18 protein-coding genes and 2 pseudogenes are annotated in these 20,074 nt (G+C 48.4%); 17 read left to right on the forward strand and 3 right to left on the reverse strand.

Translation table 11 applies throughout. From position 1 onward, the window contains the following. The first annotated feature begins 6 nt into the window (after nt 1-6). From M655_RS01780 to M655_RS01800, 5 genes and pseudogenes are all read left to right on the forward strand, one after another. Nucleotides 7-2,142, forward strand: a complete 2,136-nt coding sequence (locus tag M655_RS01780) for a heavy metal translocating P-type ATPase (protein ID WP_035422964.1) — start codon at nt 7-9, stop codon at nt 2,140-2,142. A 264-nt stretch (nt 2,143-2,406) separates the two neighbouring features. Next, a complete protein-coding gene (gene lspA / locus M655_RS01785; protein ID WP_026557612.1) occupies nt 2,407-2,865 on the forward strand; it encodes a signal peptidase II in 459 nt (152 codons plus the stop codon). Nucleotides 2,866-2,945: 80 nt separating this feature from the next. Beyond that, nucleotides 2,946-3,419, forward strand: coding sequence for a thiol-disulfide oxidoreductase ResA (resA, locus tag M655_RS01790; RefSeq protein ID WP_244944357.1), 474 nt, complete (start codon nt 2,946-2,948; stop codon nt 3,417-3,419). 50 nt (nt 3,420-3,469) lie between these two features. Then, entirely contained in the window at nt 3,470-3,763 is a 294-nt protein-coding gene (locus M655_RS01795) for a hypothetical protein (RefSeq protein WP_026557610.1), read from the forward strand. Nucleotides 3,764-3,796: 33 nt separating this feature from the next. Then, nucleotides 3,797-3,946, forward strand: a pseudogene (locus M655_RS01800) (cytochrome c biogenesis protein CcdA); the annotation flags it as partial. A gap of 163 nt (nt 3,947-4,109) precedes the next feature. On the opposite strand, the gene M655_RS01805 reads toward M655_RS01800, so the two are convergent. Then, nucleotides 4,110-5,324, reverse strand: coding sequence for an IS256 family transposase (locus M655_RS01805; RefSeq protein WP_286085903.1), 1,215 nt, complete (start codon nt 5,322-5,324; stop codon nt 4,110-4,112). A 93-nt stretch (nt 5,325-5,417) separates the two neighbouring features. On the opposite strand from M655_RS01805, the gene M655_RS01810 reads away from it, so the two are divergent. Beyond that, nucleotides 5,418-5,969, forward strand: a complete 552-nt coding sequence (locus M655_RS01810; protein ID WP_051353919.1) for a cytochrome c biogenesis CcdA family protein — start codon at nt 5,418-5,420, stop codon at nt 5,967-5,969. A gap of 45 nt (nt 5,970-6,014) precedes the next feature. Here M655_RS01810 and M655_RS01815 read toward each other — a convergent pair whose 3' ends face one another. Further along, nucleotides 6,015-6,710: a sulfite exporter TauE/SafE family protein gene (locus M655_RS01815; protein ID WP_051353915.1), complete on the reverse strand. Its 696-nt coding sequence runs from the start codon at nt 6,708-6,710 to the stop codon at nt 6,015-6,017. Nucleotides 6,711-6,843: 133 nt separating this feature from the next. On the opposite strand from M655_RS01815, the gene M655_RS01820 reads away from it, so the two are divergent. The 5 genes from M655_RS01820 to M655_RS01840 all read left to right on the forward strand — a co-directional run bounded on the left by M655_RS01820 (nt 6,844) and on the right by M655_RS01840 (nt 11,785). Further along, nucleotides 6,844-7,512: a class I SAM-dependent methyltransferase gene (locus M655_RS01820; protein ID WP_026557609.1), complete on the forward strand. Its 669-nt coding sequence runs from the start codon at nt 6,844-6,846 to the stop codon at nt 7,510-7,512. Between the two features lie 63 nt (nt 7,513-7,575). Next, nucleotides 7,576-7,941: a hypothetical protein gene (locus M655_RS01825; protein WP_286085951.1), complete on the forward strand. Its 366-nt coding sequence runs from the start codon at nt 7,576-7,578 to the stop codon at nt 7,939-7,941. Between the two features lie 262 nt (nt 7,942-8,203). After that, complete coding sequence (locus M655_RS01830) at nt 8,204-8,836, forward strand: C39 family peptidase (RefSeq protein ID WP_152344107.1); 633 nt, start codon at nt 8,204-8,206, stop codon at nt 8,834-8,836. A 216-nt stretch (nt 8,837-9,052) separates the two neighbouring features. Further along, a complete protein-coding gene (locus M655_RS01835) occupies nt 9,053-9,820 on the forward strand; it encodes a ZIP family metal transporter (RefSeq protein ID WP_244944354.1) in 768 nt (255 codons plus the stop codon). A 750-nt stretch (nt 9,821-10,570) separates the two neighbouring features. Beyond that, on the forward strand, nt 10,571-11,785 hold the full coding sequence (locus M655_RS01840) for an IS256 family transposase (protein ID WP_286085912.1): 1,215 nt from the start codon (nt 10,571-10,573) through the stop codon (nt 11,783-11,785). 83 nt (nt 11,786-11,868) lie between these two features. Here M655_RS01840 and M655_RS01845 read toward each other — a convergent pair whose 3' ends face one another. Continuing rightward, nucleotides 11,869-12,246, reverse strand: a complete 378-nt coding sequence (locus M655_RS01845) for a hypothetical protein (protein ID WP_286085952.1) — start codon at nt 12,244-12,246, stop codon at nt 11,869-11,871. Nucleotides 12,247-12,382: 136 nt separating this feature from the next. Here M655_RS01845 and M655_RS01850 point away from each other — a divergent pair. The 6 genes and pseudogenes from M655_RS01850 to M655_RS01875 form a co-directional block, all read left to right on the forward strand. Further along, nucleotides 12,383-12,739 (forward strand): annotated as a pseudogene (locus M655_RS01850) (RNA-guided endonuclease TnpB family protein); the annotation flags it as partial. 208 nt (nt 12,740-12,947) lie between these two features. Beyond that, nucleotides 12,948-14,723 (forward strand): sigma-54-dependent Fis family transcriptional regulator, encoded by a 1,776-nt coding sequence (locus tag M655_RS01855; RefSeq protein WP_026557607.1) that lies wholly within the window; start codon nt 12,948-12,950, stop codon nt 14,721-14,723. Next, a complete protein-coding gene (locus M655_RS01860; RefSeq protein WP_035422910.1) occupies nt 14,720-16,582 on the forward strand; it encodes a sigma-54 interaction domain-containing protein in 1,863 nt (620 codons plus the stop codon). The genes M655_RS01855 and M655_RS01860 overlap by 4 nt, the downstream gene beginning before the upstream one ends. 193 nt (nt 16,583-16,775) lie before the next feature. Beyond that, the gene (locus M655_RS01865) at nt 16,776-17,852 is read left to right on the forward strand and encodes a tartrate dehydrogenase (RefSeq protein ID WP_007779288.1); all 1,077 of its coding nucleotides are present in this window, start codon (nt 16,776-16,778) and stop codon (nt 17,850-17,852) included. A 21-nt stretch (nt 17,853-17,873) separates the two neighbouring features. Beyond that, a complete protein-coding gene (locus M655_RS01870; RefSeq protein WP_026557606.1) occupies nt 17,874-19,298 on the forward strand; it encodes an aldehyde dehydrogenase family protein in 1,425 nt (474 codons plus the stop codon). Further along, nucleotides 19,295-20,065: an SDR family oxidoreductase gene (locus M655_RS01875; protein ID WP_005835152.1), complete on the forward strand. Its 771-nt coding sequence runs from the start codon at nt 19,295-19,297 to the stop codon at nt 20,063-20,065. The genes M655_RS01870 and M655_RS01875 overlap by 4 nt, the downstream gene beginning before the upstream one ends. Nucleotides 20,066-20,074: the final 9 nt, after the last annotated feature.

Genomic DNA, 20,074 nt, shown 5'->3' on the forward strand with positions numbered 1-20,074 from the left:
GAACCCATGGACAGCAAAAATGTCTACCGCGTTGAAGGATTCACCTGCGCGAATTGCGCAGGGAAGTTTGAGAATAATGTGAAGCAGATTCCTGGCGTTCGGGATGCAAAAGTGAACTTTGGCGCTTCAAAAATCACCGTGTACGGTGATGCAACGATTGAAGAACTGGAGAAAGCCGGCGCATTTGAAAATCTGAAGGTAACGCCGGAAAAACCCGTACGGGCAGCGACGGTAGAAGTCAAAAAGGAAGTCAAGGAGCCATTCTATAAAAAGTACAGCACGTTACTGAATGCGACGTTATTGCTCGTATTCGGTTATCTTTCCCAGTATGTCAATGGCGAAGAAAACCTGATCACTTCCTTATTATTTGCGGCCTCTATTGTAATGGGGGGATTTTCACTATTTAAAGTTGGTTTCCAAAACTTGCTTCGGTTTGAATTTGACATGAAAACCTTGATGACAGTGGCCATTATTGGAGCCGCGATTATCGGAGAATGGGCAGAAGGCGCGATCGTCGTTATTTTGTTTGCCATTAGTGAAGCCTTGGAACGCTTCTCTATGGATCGTGCGAGACAATCGATTCGCTCCTTAATGGACATCGCTCCAAAAGAAGCTCTTGTAAGACGTAATGGACAAGAGATGATGATCCATGTCGATGATATCGCCGTCGGGGACATTATGATCGTGAAACCCGGTCAAAAGATCGCTATGGACGGTGTGGTTGTAAGTGGATACTCCGCCGTGAATCAAGCTGCTATTACCGGTGAGTCCGTGCCGGTAGAAAAGACGGTCAATGACGATGTCTTTGCCGGCACGTTAAATGAAGAAGGATTGCTTGAAGTTAAGGTAACAAAACTTGTGGATGATACAACCATTGCGAAGATTATTCATCTGGTTGAGGAAGCACAGGGTGAACGTGCTCCTTCACAAGCGTTTGTTGATAAATTTGCGAAATACTACACACCCATCATCATGATAGTTGCCGCTTTAGTTGCGGTTATTCCTCCGCTTTTCTTTGATGGAAGTTGGGCGGCATGGATTTATCAAGGCTTATCTGTACTCGTTGTAGGTTGTCCTTGCGCACTTGTGATATCGACTCCCATTTCCATCGTGTCGGCGATCGGAAATGCGGCCAAAAACGGTGTCCTGATCAAAGGCGGCGTGTATCTCGAAGAAATGGGAGCCTTGAAGGCTATTGCATTTGATAAAACCGGCACGCTCACAAAAGGAGTCCCGGTTGTAACGGATTTCAAGGTGTTTAACAATGAGACAAATGAATCGGAATTGTTTTCCGTCATTACTGCATTAGAGTACCGCTCTCAACATCCTCTCGCGTCAGCGATCATGAGAAAGGCCGAAGAGGAAAACATTTCGTACTCTGATGTCAGCGTTGAAGATTTTTCTTCGATTACAGGCAAAGGCATTAAAGGGATTGTCAACGGAACGACGTTTTACATTGGCAATCCAAAACTCTTCAAGGAACTGCCGACAGTTCATTTCAGCAGCGAGCAAGAGCAGTTGGTTACAACCCTTCAAAACCAGGGCAAGACGGCAATGGTTGTCGGAACTGACAGTGCAATTCTCGCGGTGATCGCCGTAGCGGACGAAGTTCGCGAGTCAAGTAAGGACGTTATTCAAAAGCTGCACCATCTGGGTATCAAAAAAACCATTATGCTTACCGGCGATAACAAGGGTACGGCAACTGCCGTCGGCGGACATGTCGGCGTATCGGATGTTCAGGCGGAACTGCTGCCGCAGGAAAAATTGGACTTTATTAAACAATTGAGATCCGATTACGGAAACGTAGCCATGGTCGGGGATGGCGTGAATGATGCCCCTGCACTGGCCGCTTCTACGGTTGGCATCGCCATGGGCGGAGCCGGCACTGACACCGCGCTGGAAACGGCAGATGTGGCTTTGATGGGTGACGATTTAAGGAAACTGCCATTCGCGATAAAACTAAGCCGAAATGCATTGAGCATCATCAAACAAAACATCACCTTTGCGCTCGCGATTAAATTGATTGCTTTGCTGCTCGTTATTCCAGGTTGGCTGACGCTGTGGATTGCCATCCTTTCCGATATGGGCGCAACACTCCTGGTTGCATTAAACGGATTGAGACTCATGCGTGTGAAAGAATAAATACTCTGGCGAGTTAGGGGTATTACGCCCCTGACTCTTTCTTTGAAAAGATGTGTGTATCTGGTTCGTTACTATATCGTCGCGATTTTCGCTTTTGCCGTTAACCAATAGATCAAATGGAGTGTAGCGACTTATATGGATCTCGGTCAGGTGGTTCAACTAATACAAACGGTACCGAATCGGCTAACCGTGCGTTTGAAAGTGACCGAGGGGTATCAAAGGGATCAAGGTTTTTAACCTGTACCAATGACAATGAGGTGTGAAATGGTCTATTTTTGGATGATAATCGCGGTATGTATTGATCAAGCAGCAAAGTTTGTAGTTAAAAATTATATGGAGCTAGGGGAAACGATTCCACTTATTCAAGGCATATTCCATCTAACATCCCATCGGAACCCTGGAGCTGCATGGGGGATTATGGCTGGGCAAAGATGGCTTCTTATAACGATTGCTATCGTTGTAGTCGCAGCAGGTTCCATCTATGCAAAAAAGATCACAAATCGAATGCAGCAGTTCGGGCTGGGATTGTTTCTGGGAGGAGCACTCGGAAATGTTGTTGACCGGGTTTTTTACGGAGAAGTCGTCGATTTTTTTGATATCCGTTTTATTAACTACCCGATCTTTAACACCGCGGATACCGCAATCGTTATCGGTGGGGTGATACTCGCAGTGACAAGCTGGAAAGAAGACAAGTTGAAACGGACGACGAGAGAAATCGAATAATAATCAAATTCTGTGAGGTTGGAGGAGCTTATGTCGAGAGGAGTCCGTTTATTCGTTCGTTCTGGAATTATGCTTTTGTTATATTTGCGCTAGGGTTTGCGATATACTCGAGTGCCTTTAAAGAAGAGGGACCGGAAGTGGGGAAAGAAGCACCTAACTTCAGCCTAAAGCAACTGGATGATGACACATTTAAAAAGCTCTCCGATTACCGTGGGAAAGCAGTTGTTCTAAATTTTTGGGGATCCTGGTGTATACCCTGCAAAACGGAAATGCCAGCGTTAGAGAAACAATATGAACGATTCAAGGAAAAAGGATTGGTTGTCATTGGCATTAATATTGGAGAATCGCCGATCGTTGTTAAACCATTTGTGCAATCCGTCGGCGCAACATTTCCGATTTGGTTGGATAGCGAACGAATCGTAACCCAGTTATATCGAATTAGCCCAATTCCACACACCTACTTTATTGATAAAGATGGCATCATCCGTGACCAGTTTATCGGAGAAATGACCGAGACAATCATGTTGAACAAAATTCAGAAGATTTTACCTTAAATACCAAGTTTATGTTGTAAACATGCGTTAGTTAAAGGGGGGAGAAGATCATGGATGTAAGATTATTTCATGTAACACTTGCTTTCGTTTTCTTTCTCTTACAATTATTTTCCCCGGAATCCGTGCAAGCTGATGCAATATCTGTACAAAGCAATCCGATGATAAACGGGACAATAGAGGGAGAAAGCCATATGTCCCCTGAAACAAAAAAGAATCAGGTGTCCTCCGAAAAGCCTAATCTTTCTCCATATCTCCTAGCATTTTTTGTTGCATTCCTTGTATTATTGCCAGTCATTAAATTGATATTTACAATCATAAAACACCTTACGAAAAAGAATGAATAAACAGTCGAAGTAATAATTATCGGAGGGTTCCAAGTGGATTCAAATGTTTCGTTGTTGCTTGCGTTTGGGGCGGGCTTACTGTCATTTATTTCCCCATGCTGTCTACCATTGTATCCATCTTTTTTATCGTACATCACAGGTATTACGGCTGAGGAGGTAAAAAAGGGGCCGCTGGTATTCAGAGAGTCTGTCAAGATTTTTGTGTAAACGTGAAAACGATGCTTCATATGTCGGGCTTGACATGGAGCCACTGGCGGGCATGAGTTCTTGCGATTGGGCGATGGAGAAGTTCACACCATCGCAAGGCAAAGTAGCCTATCATGCCCGCCCCTCCATGTAAAGCCCTTCATCGAATCTGTACCCGTTCTGGGAAATGTACAGTCAACTGGAGAAGGATTTGCCCCCAATTTTGGACCCGCCCTGTCCACTTCCGAATGACATCCATCGTCGCCAAATATAGCATTTTGAGTAGCGATTCATCCGTCGGAAAGATACTTTTTCCCTTTGTCACCTTCCGGAGTTGTCGATGGTAGCTTTCGATCATATTCGTTGTATAGATGAGCTTGCGCAACTCAGGGGAGTACTTGAAAAAGGTCGCCAGTTCATCCCAGTTACTCCGCCACGACCGGACAATCAGGGGATACTGTTTTCCCCAGGTCTCCTCAAATTGATCCAATTCCAGGAGAGCCGCCTCTTCCGTTGGGGCCGTATAGATCGGACGCAAGGCCGTAGTAATCTTCTTCAAATCCTTGTACGACACATATTTGATGGAATTGCGGATCTGGTGGATGATACATTTTTGAACCTCCGTTTGCGGATAGCTGGCTGCAATGGCTTCGCTGAAGCCTTTTAAATTGTCTACACAGATAATCAAAATGTCCTGAACGCCACGATTTTTCAGATCCGTCAACACATGTAGCCAGAACTTGGCTGACTCGTTTTCTCCGATCCAGATGCCAAGAACGTCCTTATAGCCTTCCAAATCAATGCCAATGACCATATAGGCGGCTTTGCTGATAATTTGCCCGTCCTGTTTTACCTTAAAATGAATGGCATCCATGAAAACAACGGAATACACGCTTTGCAGCGGGCGATTTTGCCATTCCTTGATAAGAGGTAACAGTTTAGCTGTTACGTTGGAGATAAGGGTCGGGGATACCTCAAGTCCATACAGATTGTGCAAATGATCCTGAATATCCCGTGTGCTCATGCCTTTGGCGTACATAGAGACGATTTGATCTTCAATACCCGTTACATGTCTCTGGTGTTTCTTGACAATCGCAGGTTCAAATTCTCCAAGACGATCACGGGGAATCGTGAGATCCAACTCCCCATACTCAGACGTAACCGTTTTTTTGCTATAGCCGTTCCGACTGTTTTTCGTCTGCTTCTGCTTGCTGTCATGCTTGGCATAGCCCAATTCGGTATCCAATTCGGCCTCCAACATTTCTTGCAGTGTTTCTGCAAAAATGTCCTTCAGGGCTTTTTGAACATCCACCATGGTTTGCAAGTTGTGTTCTTTGATAAGTTGGCGCAGCTGGTCTTTTGGAATGAGTCCCATGTGTTCTCTCAACCTCACTTTGTTTCATTGTAATGGAATGTGGAATGAGAGTTTACACAAAATATTTTACAGTCCCTATTCAGACGTCAAGCTATGTTCCATACCCTGTTTTTTATCACAGGGTTCTCCATTGTATTTGTTGCGCTTGGTTTATCTACCTCGTTACTAGGAAGTCTGTTTTCGGACTATCAGGAATTAGTAAGACAAATTGGCGGCATTCTTTTAGTCTTGTTGGGTCTGATCATGGTGGGCTTTTTTAAAACGGAAATGCTGATGAAAAGTTGGAAGATTGAAGTAAAGAATCGGCCGTTGGGTTATTTTGGTTCCGTTATCGTTGGGGTAACCTATGCCGCAGGTTGGACACCGTGTGTGGGTCCTATCTTATCCTCGATCATTGTACTGGGGGTAACAAATCCAACAAACGCAATATACTATACCCTTGCTTATACACTCGGATTTGCCATTCCTTTTTTCTTGATGACGTTCTTCATCAGTAAAATAAATGCAATTGCAAAGTACTCAGAACGGTTTATGAAGATCGGAGGAGCCTTCATGATCTTATTTGGGATCCTGTTGTACACGAACAAAATGACGGATATCACAGTCTTTTTGATACGACTGTATGGGGGTTTTACAGGATTCTAAGGAGCGATCCTCTTTCAATTCGATTTCGATATTTCCAAATCCAATCTATATCCAATAGGTTACAATTTCACGAATCCCTAACAAGATTAAAATGACACCGGCAACACGGTGTATGATTGACCCCCATCGCTTGGAATGCCGATTGGCGGAGGGATGATTATGTAAACGGATCAATAACCATATTGAAATGAAAAGGGGAACTGCGGTCCCCAAGGCAAAAACAACGGGGAGTATGACGCCAAGGGAACTGGCAAACATAAGTGGAACTAATAAACCGAAAAATAACCAAAACATGGTTGGACAAAATCCTAAAGCCATAACTACTCCAACCGCAAAGGCCGCTTCACCACTATCTTGCCTGCTGGAGAGAGGATGGAGCATTCGAGTTACAAAGCCACGCCCTTTGAAAGGGAAGTGTATAACTCTGAGCAGAAATAGACCCACTAAGATAAATAATGGACCAAGTAATTTGTTAACCCAATCAAATAAGGGAGAAATTGTATCAGAGATGCTGTGACCAAAAGTTAAGATGCAAAAACCTAACACCCAGTAAGCTATTATTTTTCCAAAGACAAAAAAAAGGAACTCCCTTTTTGGTAGGTTTTCAATAGTGGCCCCCTTTTTTCCAATCAACAAAAAAGCTGCCGTGTTGTTCGAAAGTTGACAAGGTTCCATTGCCCCGATTATTCCAAGAATAATTGCACTTAGGACAGGAAAACTAGCTCCCCATTCGATGGACATAATAATCCCCCTTTAAAGGGTAGAATGACTAAAGTATTTATATGACTGGCTGTCCAAATATATGCTTTGATTTAAAGCAATCCGCTCACCAAAGTTGTCCCTGACGTAAAAACAAATTGAGAGGGGTTTTCGTATGAAAAAAGGGGAAGATAGGCGAAATGATTTTATCCCTGCTCTACGATTTCATTGGCTTACATCGATTTATGATCCGATTCTTCGCTGGACAATGCGGGAATCTTCCTTTAAAAACCGACTCATCCAACAAATTCAACTCAGATCTGGACAACGTGTACTTGATCTTGGATGTGGAACCGGTACGCTAACTCTACTCATAAAACAAGCGAATCCGAACACGGAAGTGTTCGGATTGGATGCTGATCCAAAAGTTCTCGAAATTGCCAGGGGAAAAAACGCCAGTGTGGGAATGGACATCATTTTTGATCAAGGAATGTCTTTTGAGCTACCGTATCCGGATCATTCATTTGATCGAGTTGTTTCATGCCTAATGTTTCACCATTTATCCCACGAAAGTAAAAAAGCAACACTAGATGAGATTTACCGTGTTTTAAAGCCAGATGGTGAACTTCATCTAGCGGATTGGGGAAAGCCTCACAATCAACTCATGCGTATAGCCTTCTTGTCCATTCAAATCCTTGATGGATTTACTACCACCAAAGATAACGTAGAGGGTTTATTGCCAAAACTTATCAAGCATTCAGGATTTAACGTCGTTAAAGAAACTTCTAGATTCATGACGATTTATGGAACCTTGTCCCTTTATCATGCCAAGAAGATCAAATAAGGACGTACAGGCAACGCATATATGAGATAACTACTCTTTCGAAAAAAGTAATCAGGTGATCCCATGGGCCTCGGTAGTAAATGGAAGAGGATAAGATACATCTTAGCGGTAATCACTTTATTTGAATTAAGTTTCTTCGGAATGTTTTATGCAAGAAAACAACATATCACCATCGATCAGCTTGTTGAGGTTATCAAGGGTTTACCCCAGGCTGAAGTGGCACAAAATAAATTAGGAACGAAAAAGAACGAAATAGATGATGTCCCTTATTTACTTTTCAAAGAAGGACAGTTTTTTCAAGGGTTTAAAAGCTTACCCGAAGCCATTCACTTTGCGAAATCATTGCCGTTTTCTGTAACAATAAGAACCAAAAATCAAGTGACCGTCTGGGGAAAACGACCCGGCTGTGAACGCTCACCAAAATGTTGACCACTTTGCTCATCATAAAGTTACCCACCTGACAGTTTGAGCACACGTCATCATTTTCACACCTAATTGCAAATGTTTTTACTGAGCCAAGGATCGTCAAGGGCTTGCGTAGCAAGGGGTTTACCCTTTATCCTTGACGATCCTTGGTGCAGGAAATAAAATGCTACTTTGTGTGAAAAAAAGCATCGTAGGTGGTCAACTCGAAGATGAGCGTTTGCTCCAAAAATGGTCAACTTTTTGATTAGCATTCACACCCGGCGATATTTATAAAGACCATGTTGACGCCCCTTTTGTAAGTCAGCATCCAGAGTTACCACGTGGTTGCGAAGTTACGGCTTTAGCTATGTTATTGCAATACTACGGTTTTCAGGTAAATAAAATGGAGCTTGCCGCAGAAATCACGAAAGATAGAACCTCTTTAACATATGATCAGAGTGGTCAAATGTTTTGGGGGAATCCTTATAAGGGTTTTGTTGGCGATATGTATGATAGGAGCAAACCTGGGTTCGGAGTTTTTCATACTCCTATTGAAAAATTAGCTCAAAAGTACGCAGGAAGTCGAGTAGTCAATTATTCAGGTTTGTCATTTGATGATATTTTACACGTTGTGAAAAATGGAAAACCGATTTGGGTAATCGTTAATACCAAATATAAAAAAGTTGATACAAGGTTAGTCCAGTGGATGACGAAAGACGGACCTATTTCAACTACTTGGCATCAGCATTCCGTTCTTTTAACGGGTGTTGATCAAGAATATGTTTATTTTAACGATCCAAGTTTAACATCGGGTAAAAACATAAAAAAAAGAAAAGATGCGTTTGAACAGGCATGGATTCAAATGGGTAAGCAAGCAATAGGTATTGGCGATTTGGTAACAAGAGGAGATAGACACTAAAGAACAGTCGCATCATTCAAATTATCACAGCTCCCAACCAGGAGTTGAATTCGAAATTACTTCTAAGCATGGTGAGAACCGGTTTTTTTAGGTCCAGATCCCACCAACGGTGTAAATCCGCGTTTTGTTGGTGTTACCTAAAATAGCATGCGTTTCTGAGTTAAAAGTGAAGAAAGGGGGGGTTAATCCTCCGTTTTTCTGAGTACGAAATAAGGTGTGATCGTATTGAGCTGGAGTGTAGTCGGTTTTGTTCTCCTCGCCGCTGCTGCAAATGTAGTCGGTGGGTTATTCATCTTATTTAAAAAACACTGGTCAAAACGAGGCATCAATGGTTTGATGGCGCTGAGTGCAGGGTTACTCCTTTCAATTGCGATCATGGATTTAATCCCCGAGGCAATTGAAGTAATGCCAACAACGCCGGTTTTTGTTTTGGCAGGAATTATGGCATTGTTTTTCTTTCAGCAGTTTGTAGCGTCCCACTTCCATTTCGGTGAAGAAACGCATCATCATGGTAACGAGAAAAGTGCTGCCGTAGGAGCATTTTTTGGCATGATGATTCATACCTTCTTTGACGGGTTATCCATCGTTGCCAGTTTTGAAGTGGACGTTCGGTTAGGTGTAACAGTGTTAATTGCAATTCTGATGCATAAAATTCCTGATGGTTTAACCATTTCATCCATCGTTTTTGCTATGTCAAGAAAGCGGGGACAGGCAGTAGTTGCAGCGCTTCTGTTAGGTCTTTCAACCATTTTCGGTGCCGTCGTTGCGATGATGCTCTCGCACGTCGCTTTGCCGCATGAACAAATTACGGCAATCGCGATTGCTTTTACTGCGGGCATTTTTCTTTACGTAGCGGGAACAGATTTACTACCTGTTGTGAACGCAGCGGAAGATAGACCGATCGCTTCCTTGTTCTTTTTGGGGATATTCTTGTATTTTCTTCTTCAGTGGGGTTTTCATCTGTTAGCTCCAACGCTGCATTAGCGCAAGTAAGAAAGATGACAAGCGTGAATTCTATACGGAAAGTAATTCTCTTACTGTTATTGTTTTTACTCTTCCAGGTAGTGCCGGCACAGGCACACTCCGAACTGGAAAAAACGTATCCCCAATCCGGACAAGTTCTAGAGGAATTTCCAATCCAGATAGAGCTGTTGGCGATCACGATGCGTAGTTTGAGTATAACGAGGTAATCAATGAAATCCCAGTTTAACCCATACGTTTGCCGGTGATGTCAGCTGCATGGGAGCTACTCTAATTGTGACTTTAAATAGCTTGCGTTTATTAAGGGTAAAGGAGTAGGCTGTTAAGCTCTAGTTAAAAAGAAAGCCGGTTACACCTTAGCGTGGTGAAAACGGCTATTTTTGTGTCAGGACTCCATAGCGTTGTAAATTCGCGTTTTGCTGGCGGTACCCCATGATGAACTTTCGGCTGGTCCAGTCCAAGTTTCTTCTGTTGTGTATGTTGTCGATATCTCTGTAGTCAAAGTGCTTTCTACTTCTTCGCCGACGGATGCTGGGCCATTCCCAACAGAAACACTAGCTTTAACTCTTGCTGAGGAATTTACTTTCTTTGCTTGGGTCGTAGTAAGTTTAATTGTCTTCCCTTTAGGAACAGAAATAATTTGCACTGCTGCTGTAGGGTTATTGGAACTTTCTACCGGGACTGTAAAATATTTTGTGTAAACTCTCATTCCACATTCCATTACAATGAAACAAAGTGAGGTTGAGAGAACACATGGGACTCATTCCAAAAGACCAGCTGCGCCAACTTATCAAAGAACACAACTTGCAAACCATGGGGGATGTTCAAAAAGCCCTGAAGGACATTTTTGCAGAAACACTGCAAGAAATGTTGGAGGCCGAATTGGATACCGAATTGGGCTATGCCAAGCATGACAGCAAGCAGAAGCAGACGAAAAACAGTCGGAACGGCTATAGCAAAAAAACGGTTACGTCTGAGTATGGGGAGTTGGATCTCACGATTCCCCGTGATCGTCTTGGAGAATTTGAACCTGCGATTGTCAAGAAACACCAGAGACATGTAACGGGTATTGAAGATCAAATCGTCTCTATGTACGCCAAAGGCATGAGCACACGGGATATTCAGGATCATTTGCACAATCTGTATGGACTTGAGGTATCCCCGACCCTTATCTCCAACGTAACAGCTAAACTGTTACCTCTTATCAAGGAATGGCAAAATCGCCCGCTGCAAAGCGTGTATTCCGTTGTTTTCATGGATGCCATTCATTTTAAGGTAAAACAGGACGGGCAAATTATCAGCAAAGCCGCCTATATGGTCATTGGCATTGATTTGGAAGGTTATAAGGACGTTCTTGGCATCTGGATCGGAGAAAACGAGTCAGCCAAGTTCTGGCTACATGTGTTGACGGATCTGAAAAATCGTGGCGTTCAGGACATTTTGATTATCTGTGTAGACAATTTAAAAGGCTTCAGCGAAGCCATTGCAGCCAGCTATCCGCAAACGGAGGTTCAAAAATGTATCATCCACCAGATCCGCAATTCCATCAAATATGTGTCGTACAAGGATTTGAAGAAGATTACTACGGCCTTGCGTCCGATCTATACGGCCCCAACGGAAGAGGCGGCTCTCCTGGAATTGGATCAATTTGAGGAGACCTGGGGAAAACAGTATCCCCTGATTGTCCGGTCGTGGCGGAGTAACTGGGATGAACTGGCGACCTTTTTCAAGTACTCCCCTGAGTTGCGCAAGCTCATCTATACAACGAATATGATCGAAAGCTACCATCGACAACTCCGGAAGGTGACAAAGGGAAAAAGTATCTTTCCGACGGATGAATCGCTACTCAAAATGCTATATTTGGCGACGATGGATGTCATTCGGAAGTGGACAGGGCGGGTCCAAAATTGGGGGCAAATCCTTCTCCAGTTGACTGTACATTTCCCAGAACGGGTACAGATTCGATGAAGGGCTTTACATGGAGGGGCGGGCATGATAGGCTACTTTGCCTTGCGATGGTGTGAACTTCTCCATCGCCCAATCGCAAGAACTCATGCCCGCCAGTGGCTCCATGTCAAGCCCGACATATGAAGCATCGTTTTCACGTTTACACAAAAATCTTGACAGACTCTTTCTACCCGCTTAACTACATCAGATAGGTACATTGGTTTTATTTTGTCATCAGTGTTTTTACCAACTTTATGAATAGTTATACTTTTAGCATCTCCAGCTTGCTCTACTATTTGTTCGATTTGCTCTTTTGTGACCATGCCTTGGGCTTCTTCGGCGATGTTTACAACGACCTCTTGATCTTCGGCGCCAAGGAGTTTCAGTGACTCACTATAATCTTCTTTTGCAAACGAAAGGGATGGCAACATAGCCAGTAGACTTAATGTGCATAAAATAGCAATTGATTTTTTCTTAAACACAGTTCAATCACTCCTATTTTTTGGTATATAACAACATTATATCTTATTGGTAAATTTGTAAATATTTTCTTATATTTTGTTTTATGTTCTGTTTAATATGAATTATTTGTATAATCCATCAACCATATCACTAGCTAGTCGTCACATCGTCCATACAGTCATTCAGGAAGGCGTGTCGATCATCAAACTTGAGCGACTAGAGAATATTCGCAAGACGGCAAGAACAAGCCGTAAAAACGCCAAGAATCTGCATAGTTGGACGTTCTATCAGCTTCAACAATTCATCTCCAATAAAGCAACCCTTGTAGGCATACAAGTTGTGGAGGTCAATCCTGCCTACACTTCTCAAACTTGTCCTGTCTGCGGGGAGAAGAATAAAGCGAAAGACAGAAGATACGAATGTTCATGCGGATTCAAAACGCATCGTGATCGGGTTGGAGCGATCAATATCATACGTCAACCTGTGACAGATGGTAACAATCTGTCAGCCTAAGATGCTAGAGGCACTGTCTTAGGACGGGCTGATGAGACAGCCCTGAACTTGGGGGAACTACGGATAGCAGAAATGTACTTCCGACTACCACCCAAGAATCCACCCAAGAATCCCACTGATACCGAAAGGCTTCAGCTTGCGGCTTTAGCCGTGGGAGTCTCAATCATGCTATACTGATAGAGAATGATTTTTGAGGGAGGGAAGAGTGTTGTCAACGATTGTCCAGCAATCTTGGAAGCGCTGCCAGGAATCGAACCTCAAAGCTTGGGAGAAAGCCAATGACCAGATCATTTCCAGCAAACGAATCAAAGAAATCATTCAGGAAAATCACCCTCTGATTCAAGAAAGCCTCCCGCTCTTCAACAAGCTTGCTCCTTTTTTGCTGTCGACAGAGCATATCGCTTTGCTGTCGGATCGGGATGGCAATATCATTCACACCGTCGGGGACCCTGTGTTTGCCAATCAGGCGCAAAAGGTGCAACTGCAGATCGGGGCGAACTGGACGGAGGATTACAAAGGAACCAATGCGATAGGAACGGCGCTGATCGCGCAGCAGCCGATCTCCGTGCAGGGCGACCAGCATTACTTTTTGGAGAACCGCTTTCTTTCCTGCTCGGCGGCGCCGATTTTTTCACCGACGGGCGAGCTGCTTGGCGTCATCGACATCAGCACGCGCAAGGAGTACACGCATCCGTTTGCCTTGACGATTGCCTGCATGATTGCGGAAGCCCTGCAAAATCGCTTTCTGTATGCCAACGCCGAGCGGGTCATTGCCCTGCCCGGCAGCACGGCCGTGAAAAGCAGCCAGGGAAAAGTGCCGCTCGTAGCTCTCGACAGGGACGAGCGGATCGTGGGCTTGAACGAATTGGCCAAGCAGCGGCTGGGAAAAGACGCTTTGGGAACGCGGCTGTCCCCGGAGCAGGAGCGCGCCGGACGGGATGTGCAGGATAACCGCCAGCGTTTCTGGGGGGCGCAAGCTGCAACAGACGGTGCTTCCAGGAACGCTGCGGCTGCCCCAAACCAAAAGCCGATGCCTGCACTCAAGCCGTTTCCGCGTCTCGCCGGATCGTGCCCGCTCTTTTTGCAGGCGAAAATGCTCGGGCAAAAGGCGGCGCAGGTTGATTTTCCCGTGCTGATTCTCGGCGAGAGCGGCACCGGAAAAGAGCTGTTCGCACAGATGGTTCACGAGACAGGGCCGCGAGCGCAGGAGCCTTTTATCGCCGTGAACTGCAGTGCGATTTCAGAAAATTTGATCGAAAGCGAATTGTTCGGATACGAAAGCGGGGCGTTTACCGGGGCCAATCGCGAAGGAAGAATCGGCAAGTTTGAAGCGGCGAAGAAAGGGACGATCTTTTTGGATGAGATCGGGGACATGTCTTTGCGCGGACAGGCCGCTCTGCTGCGCGTGTTGCAGGAAAAGGTCGTCACGCCTGTAGGCAGCAACCAGTCGCGGCCAATTCATGCGCGGATCATCGCCGCCACGCACCGCAATTTGCCGGAGGAAATCAGGGCGGGGCGTTTTCGGGCGGATTTGTACTACCGGCTCAAAAGCGTCTCCATCCACCTGCCGCCGCTGCGCAAGCGAAGCGACATCGTCCAACTGGCCGAACATTTGATGCAGCAAATCGCCATGGGACAGCCATACGTCTTGCTCCCGGAGGCAAAAGCAAAGCTCGCCGCCTACTCCTGGCCGGGCAACGTTCGCGAGTTGCAGGGCGTGCTGGTGCAGGCTGCCTTTTTGTCCGACGGCGGGGAGATTGGCGAGGAGCACATCCAGCTTGAAGGCTTGACCGGAGAGGCGGAGCCTGTGCATGCGGTCCCATCCTTGCGGGAAACCGAGCTTGTGGCGATCAAGCGGGCGCTTGATTCGAGCGGAGGCAATGTGAGCCGGGCCGCCAAGCTGCTGCAAATCGGGCGAAACACCTTGTACCGCAAAATGGCGGAATACCATCTGACAGCGCCCGTCAACCAGGAGGAACCATGATCGCCCTGTACAGGCTGGATAAGGAGCTGGAGCGGAAAATGACCGCGCTGCTGGAAAACAGCGGGCAAAACATCGGATATTTTTACTCGATCAAATCCATTCTCGACCAGATGATGAACCCGTTTGTTGCCATCACTACAGAAAAATACAGCGAGGAGCTGGAGGCGCTCTCGTTGCCCGTCGTCAGCCTGTCGATAGACATGAATGACGTGCGCCGGGCTATCGCAACGCTTCCGGATGAAGGGCGGGGCCACAAGGTCGTCGTGGTGTGCGCCACGCAAAAAGAAAAAAGCTGGTTGCAGCAGGAGTACGCTCTGGAAGAGGGGGAACCGCAGCCAGACTGCACGTTTCTCTGCGCAAAAGAGCTGGCGTATCCGCAGGAGCAGGCTGTCTATCTCGTGCCGATCTGGAACCGCCATGCTTTTGCGCTGCACCCGGCCTCGCAGCAGTGGCATCCCGTCGAGCCTTCGCTCGCCACCTTGCGCAAAGCGGTGCAGCAGGCAGCCTCGCTGGTCACTTACACAAAGGAGCGGCTGCGCGAAAAGCATCAGATGGAAGCCGTCGTAAACTCGGCCCATGACGCGGTGATCGCCGTCGATCGGCACAGCCAGATTACGCTGGTCAACGAGCATGCCAAAATGCTGCTGGGGCTGTCCGGAGATGTGCTGGGCAAACCGATCACGGACTACATCCCGCACTCTGACATGCTGCGCGTGCTGAAGACGGGCAGGGAGGAGCTGGGCGAAATCGCGACGGTGCGCGACCGTTCCATCGTCATCAATCGCATTCCGGTGATCGTCAAGGATCAGGTTGTGGGGGCGGTGTCCAACTTCAAGGAAATCATCGACATTCAGAAGATGGAGATGACGCTGCGCAAAAAGCTGCACGACAACGGACTGTCAGCCAGATACCGCCTGGACAGCATCGTCGGCTCCTCGCCTGCCATCCTCGAAACGAAGGAGCAGGCGGCGCTGTTTGCGAAAACGAACGCGACCGTGCTGATTACAGGGGAATCGGGAACGGGCAAGGAGCTGTTTGCCCAAGGCATCCACCTGGAAAGCGGACGCGCTGTCGGGCCGTTTTTGGCGGTGAACTGTGCGGCGCTCCCGGAGGGGCTTCTGGAGAGCGAGCTGTTCGGCTACGAGGATGGCGCTTTTACAGGGGCGAAAAAGGGCGGCAAGCCGGGCTTGTTCGAGCTGGCGCACGGAGGCACGCTGTTTTTGGACGAGATCGGGGAGATGCCGCTGCGCATTCAGGTGCTCTTGCTTCGCGTCCTGCAGGAGAGGCGCGTGCGTCGCGTCGGCGGCGAAAAAGTGATTCCCGTCGATGTGCGGATTGTCGCGGCGACGAATCGCGAGCTGGCCAAGGAGATCGAGAAGGAGCAGTTTCGCGCCGATCTCTACTACCGCATCAACATGCTCAGGCTCGATGTCCCTCCGTTGCGGGAGCGCCTGAGCGACATTCCGCTGCTGGTCGAGAGCATGATTCGCGAGATGAACGAGCAGCACGAGAAAAAGATCAAGGAAGTCGATGAAGACATCTACCCGCTGTTTCAGAGTTACTCGTGGCCCGGCAATGTGCGGGAGCTGAGAAATGTCGTCGAGCGGATGGTGCTGCTGGCAAAAGGGGGAAGAATCGGCAAGGAGGACGCAGGCTTTTTGTTCGCGAGGCAAAAGGGAGGGCACGACGGCAGGCTGCCCGTGCCGCCGGAAGCAAGCGAAGCAGAGCGGAACCCCGAAGCGCAGCAAATTGCCAGCGCGCTGCAGCAGACGAGATACAACAAGACTCTTGCGGCAAAGGCATTGGGCATGGATCGAACTACACTGTGGCGGAAAATGAAACAGTATCGTCTGGAGTGAGCAAAGTGTTGCAACGTTGTGTTGCAACACTTTGTTGTTTTATGAGGGAGGAAGCATCGAGACGGCGTGGACAGTCGAGACAAAATGTAAGCGTTTTACCGCGTTAACGCGATTGCGCCTGCTTGGCATCAAACGTGCATTTACTATCTGGTGCATATAGTCAAAAAATTTAGATCATTTAGGGGGGAGTCGATTGCTTCACTATTCGATTGCAGTCATTCCGGGAGACGGTATTGGTCCAGAGGTGATGGACGAAGGCTTGAAGGTTTTGGCGGCGCTGGAAGAAGCGCACGGCGGGATTCGCTTTACCCGTGACGTCATGGACTGGAACTGCCAGTACTACCTCACGCATGGCAGGATGATGCCGGAAAATGGACTACATACATTGAAGGACTACGATCTGATCTTGCTGGGAGCTGTCGGGGCGCCGGAAGTACCGGATCACGTGTCGGTGTGGGAGCTGATTTTGCCGATTCGCCGTGCCTTCCAGCAGTATGTGAACCTGCGGCCTGTCAAGCTGCTCAAAGGGTTGGAGAGCCCGCTGCGCTACAAAGGGCACGCCGATCTCGACTTCGTCGTCGTCCGGGAAAATACAGAGGGCGAGTATTCCAACATGGGCGGGCGGATGCACCAGGGGACGCCGTACGAGATGGCGGTGCAAAACAACGTATTTACTCGCTACGGCACCGAGCGCATTCTCAAATACGCGTACGCGCTGGCGGAAAAGCGGCCGAAAAAGAGCGTGACGGCGGCGACCAAGTCCAACGGCATCAACCATTCCATGCCTTTCTGGGATGAGATCGTCAAGGAAATCAGCCGGGAGCACCCAGACATTCAGACCAACCTGTATCATATCGACGCATTAGCCGCTTACTTTATCACGCGCCCGGAGACGTTTGACGTCGTGGTCGCCAGCAACCTGTTCGGAGACATTTTGACAGACCTTGGGGCGGCGATTGTCGGCGGCTTGGGGCTGGCACCGTCTGCGAACATCAATCCCGAGCGCAAATACCCGTCCATGTTTGAGCCGATTCATGGCTCTGCGCCCGATATCGCCGGAAAAGGCATCGCCAACCCGATCGCACAGGTGTGGAGCCTCAGCATGATGATGGACCACCTCGACTTGCCGGATGCAAGCGCCGTCATTATGAACGCGATCGAACAAGTGCTGCAGGAGGGCAAGGTGCTGACGCCTGACCTCGGGGGCAAGGCGACGACAAAGGAAGTGGGAGACGAGCTTGTCCGGCACATCTACCTGGCAACCAGATAAAAACAAAGGAGGAAAAGGAGCATGGAACCAAAAACGTATGACCTGTACATCGGCGGAGAATGGATCAAAACAGAGAGCTACATTCCCGTTTTTCACAAATACAGCGGCGAGTGCATCGCGCATATCGCCCGCGCCGAACAGCAGCACGTCACGACGGCGGTAGAAGCGGCCTGGCAGACGTTCAAGCAGGATAAGCTGACGCCGTTTCAGCGCTATCAAATTTTGCTGAAGGCTTCCGCGCTGATGGAGGAGCGCCGCGAGGAAATGGAGCTGTCGCTGATTCGCGAAGTGGGGAAAACGCGCAAGGACGCGCAGAACGAGCTGGACCGCACGATCAACACGCTGCGCCTGTCGGCGGAGGAAGCGAAAAAAATTCACGGCGAAATGATTCCGCTGCAATCGACGGAAGGCTCGGAAAATCGCCTGGGCTTTACGATCCGCGTACCTAAAGGCGTCATCGGAGCGATTACTCCGTTCAACTACCCGCTTTTGCTCAGCACGCACAAGATCGCTCCGGCGCTCGCCGCGGGAAATACGTTGGTAGTCAAGCCGGCGACGGTCACGCCGATCGCGACCTTTCTTTTGCTGGACGTATTGGAGGAAGCGGGCCTGCCCAAAGGGTATGTGAACATCGTGACAGGCGCAGGCAGCGAGGTGGGAGAATGGCTGCTGGATGAGGAACGCATCGCCATGTACACCTTCACCGGGTCGGGCGAGGTGGGCCGCCATATCAAGGAGCGCAGCGGCATGCGTCCGGTGGCGCTGGAGCTTGGCAACAACTCGCCGAATATCGTACACCACGATGCAGACCTGGAGCTGGCGGCCCGTCAGACAGCCGCGCGCAGCTTTCATAACGCAGGCCAGGCGTGCATCGCCGTGCAGCGCATTTACGTACACGAGGACGTGGTGGAAAAGTTCAGCGAGCTGTACATCGCGCACGTCAAGCAGTTGAAAGTAGGCAATCCGGAAGACCCGGAAACAGACGTAGGGCCGATGATTAGCGAAAAAGAAGCCAAACGAACGGAGGAATGGGTGCAGGAAGCGATCAGCCAGGGGGCGCAGTCGCTTTTGCCAGTCAAACGGGAAGGCGCTCTTTTCTATCCGGCGGTGCTCGTCAATACGAAGCCGGAGATGAAGGTCGTGTGCCGGGAAGTGTTTGCTCCTGTCGTGACGATCATTCCGTACAGCGATCTGGAGGACGCTTTTGCCCAGGCCAACGATTCGGAGTACGGCTTGCAGGCGGGAATTTTCACCCGCGATCTGAATGTCGCGATGAAAGCGGCGCGTACCTTGGAATACGGCGGTGTCGTCATCAACGACGTCTCGACCTACCGCAACGACGTCATGCCGTATGGCGGCGTGAAAAACAGCGGACTGGGCAAGGAAGGCCCGCGCTACGCCGTAGAAGAAATGACCGACGAAAGAATGGTGGTGATTAATCTATGAACGGACAACTGCTGCAAGGAAAAACCGCGCTGGTAACAGGTGCCGGGTCAGGGATGGGAAAAGCGATCGCCAAGCTGTTTGCCGCAGAAGGAGCCAATGTCATCCTCGCTGATCTAAACGAAGAAGCCGCTTTGCAGGTGGTCGCCGAATTGCCGGAAGGAAGCGGCCACGCGGTGCAAGCCGATGTAGCTGACGATGAGAGCGTAGCCGCGCTCGTCCGGGAAACGCTCGATGTCTACGGAGCGCCCGATGTGCTGGTCAATTGCGCCGGAGTGCCACAGGCGTTCACCCCTATCGAGGAGCTGACGCTCGCCCAATGGGATCGGATCATGTCCGTCAATACCAAATCGATCTATTTGACGACCAGGCATGCGGTTCCGCATATGAAAGCGAAAAACAAAGGAAGCATCATCAACATCGCCTCGATTGCCGGGATTCGCGCGCGGCCTGGCCTCAACGCCTACTGCGCCTCCAAAGGAGCGGCGATCATGCTGAGCAAGGCTTTGGCGATCGAGCTGGCCCCTCATCACATCCGGGTCAATGTCATCAATCCGGGCCCGGCCGAGACGCCGATGCTGGGCAAATTCATCAACGGGGACGAAGCAGAGGTAGAAGCCGGGAAAAAAGATATTTTCATCAGCAGCGTTCCGCTGGGGGAGCTGATTCAGCCGGAGGATATCGCGCAAGCCGCCCTGTACCTGGCATCTGATCTGTCGAAAATCGTGACGGGCGAGGTCATGAATGTGGACGGTGGAAGAGGAATCTAGTAGCTAGTC

Origin of the sequence: Brevibacillus sp. NSP2.1 (assembly GCF_000470975.2) — a bacterium.
Classification (GTDB): domain Bacteria; phylum Bacillota; class Bacilli; order Brevibacillales; family Brevibacillaceae; genus Brevibacillus; species Brevibacillus agri.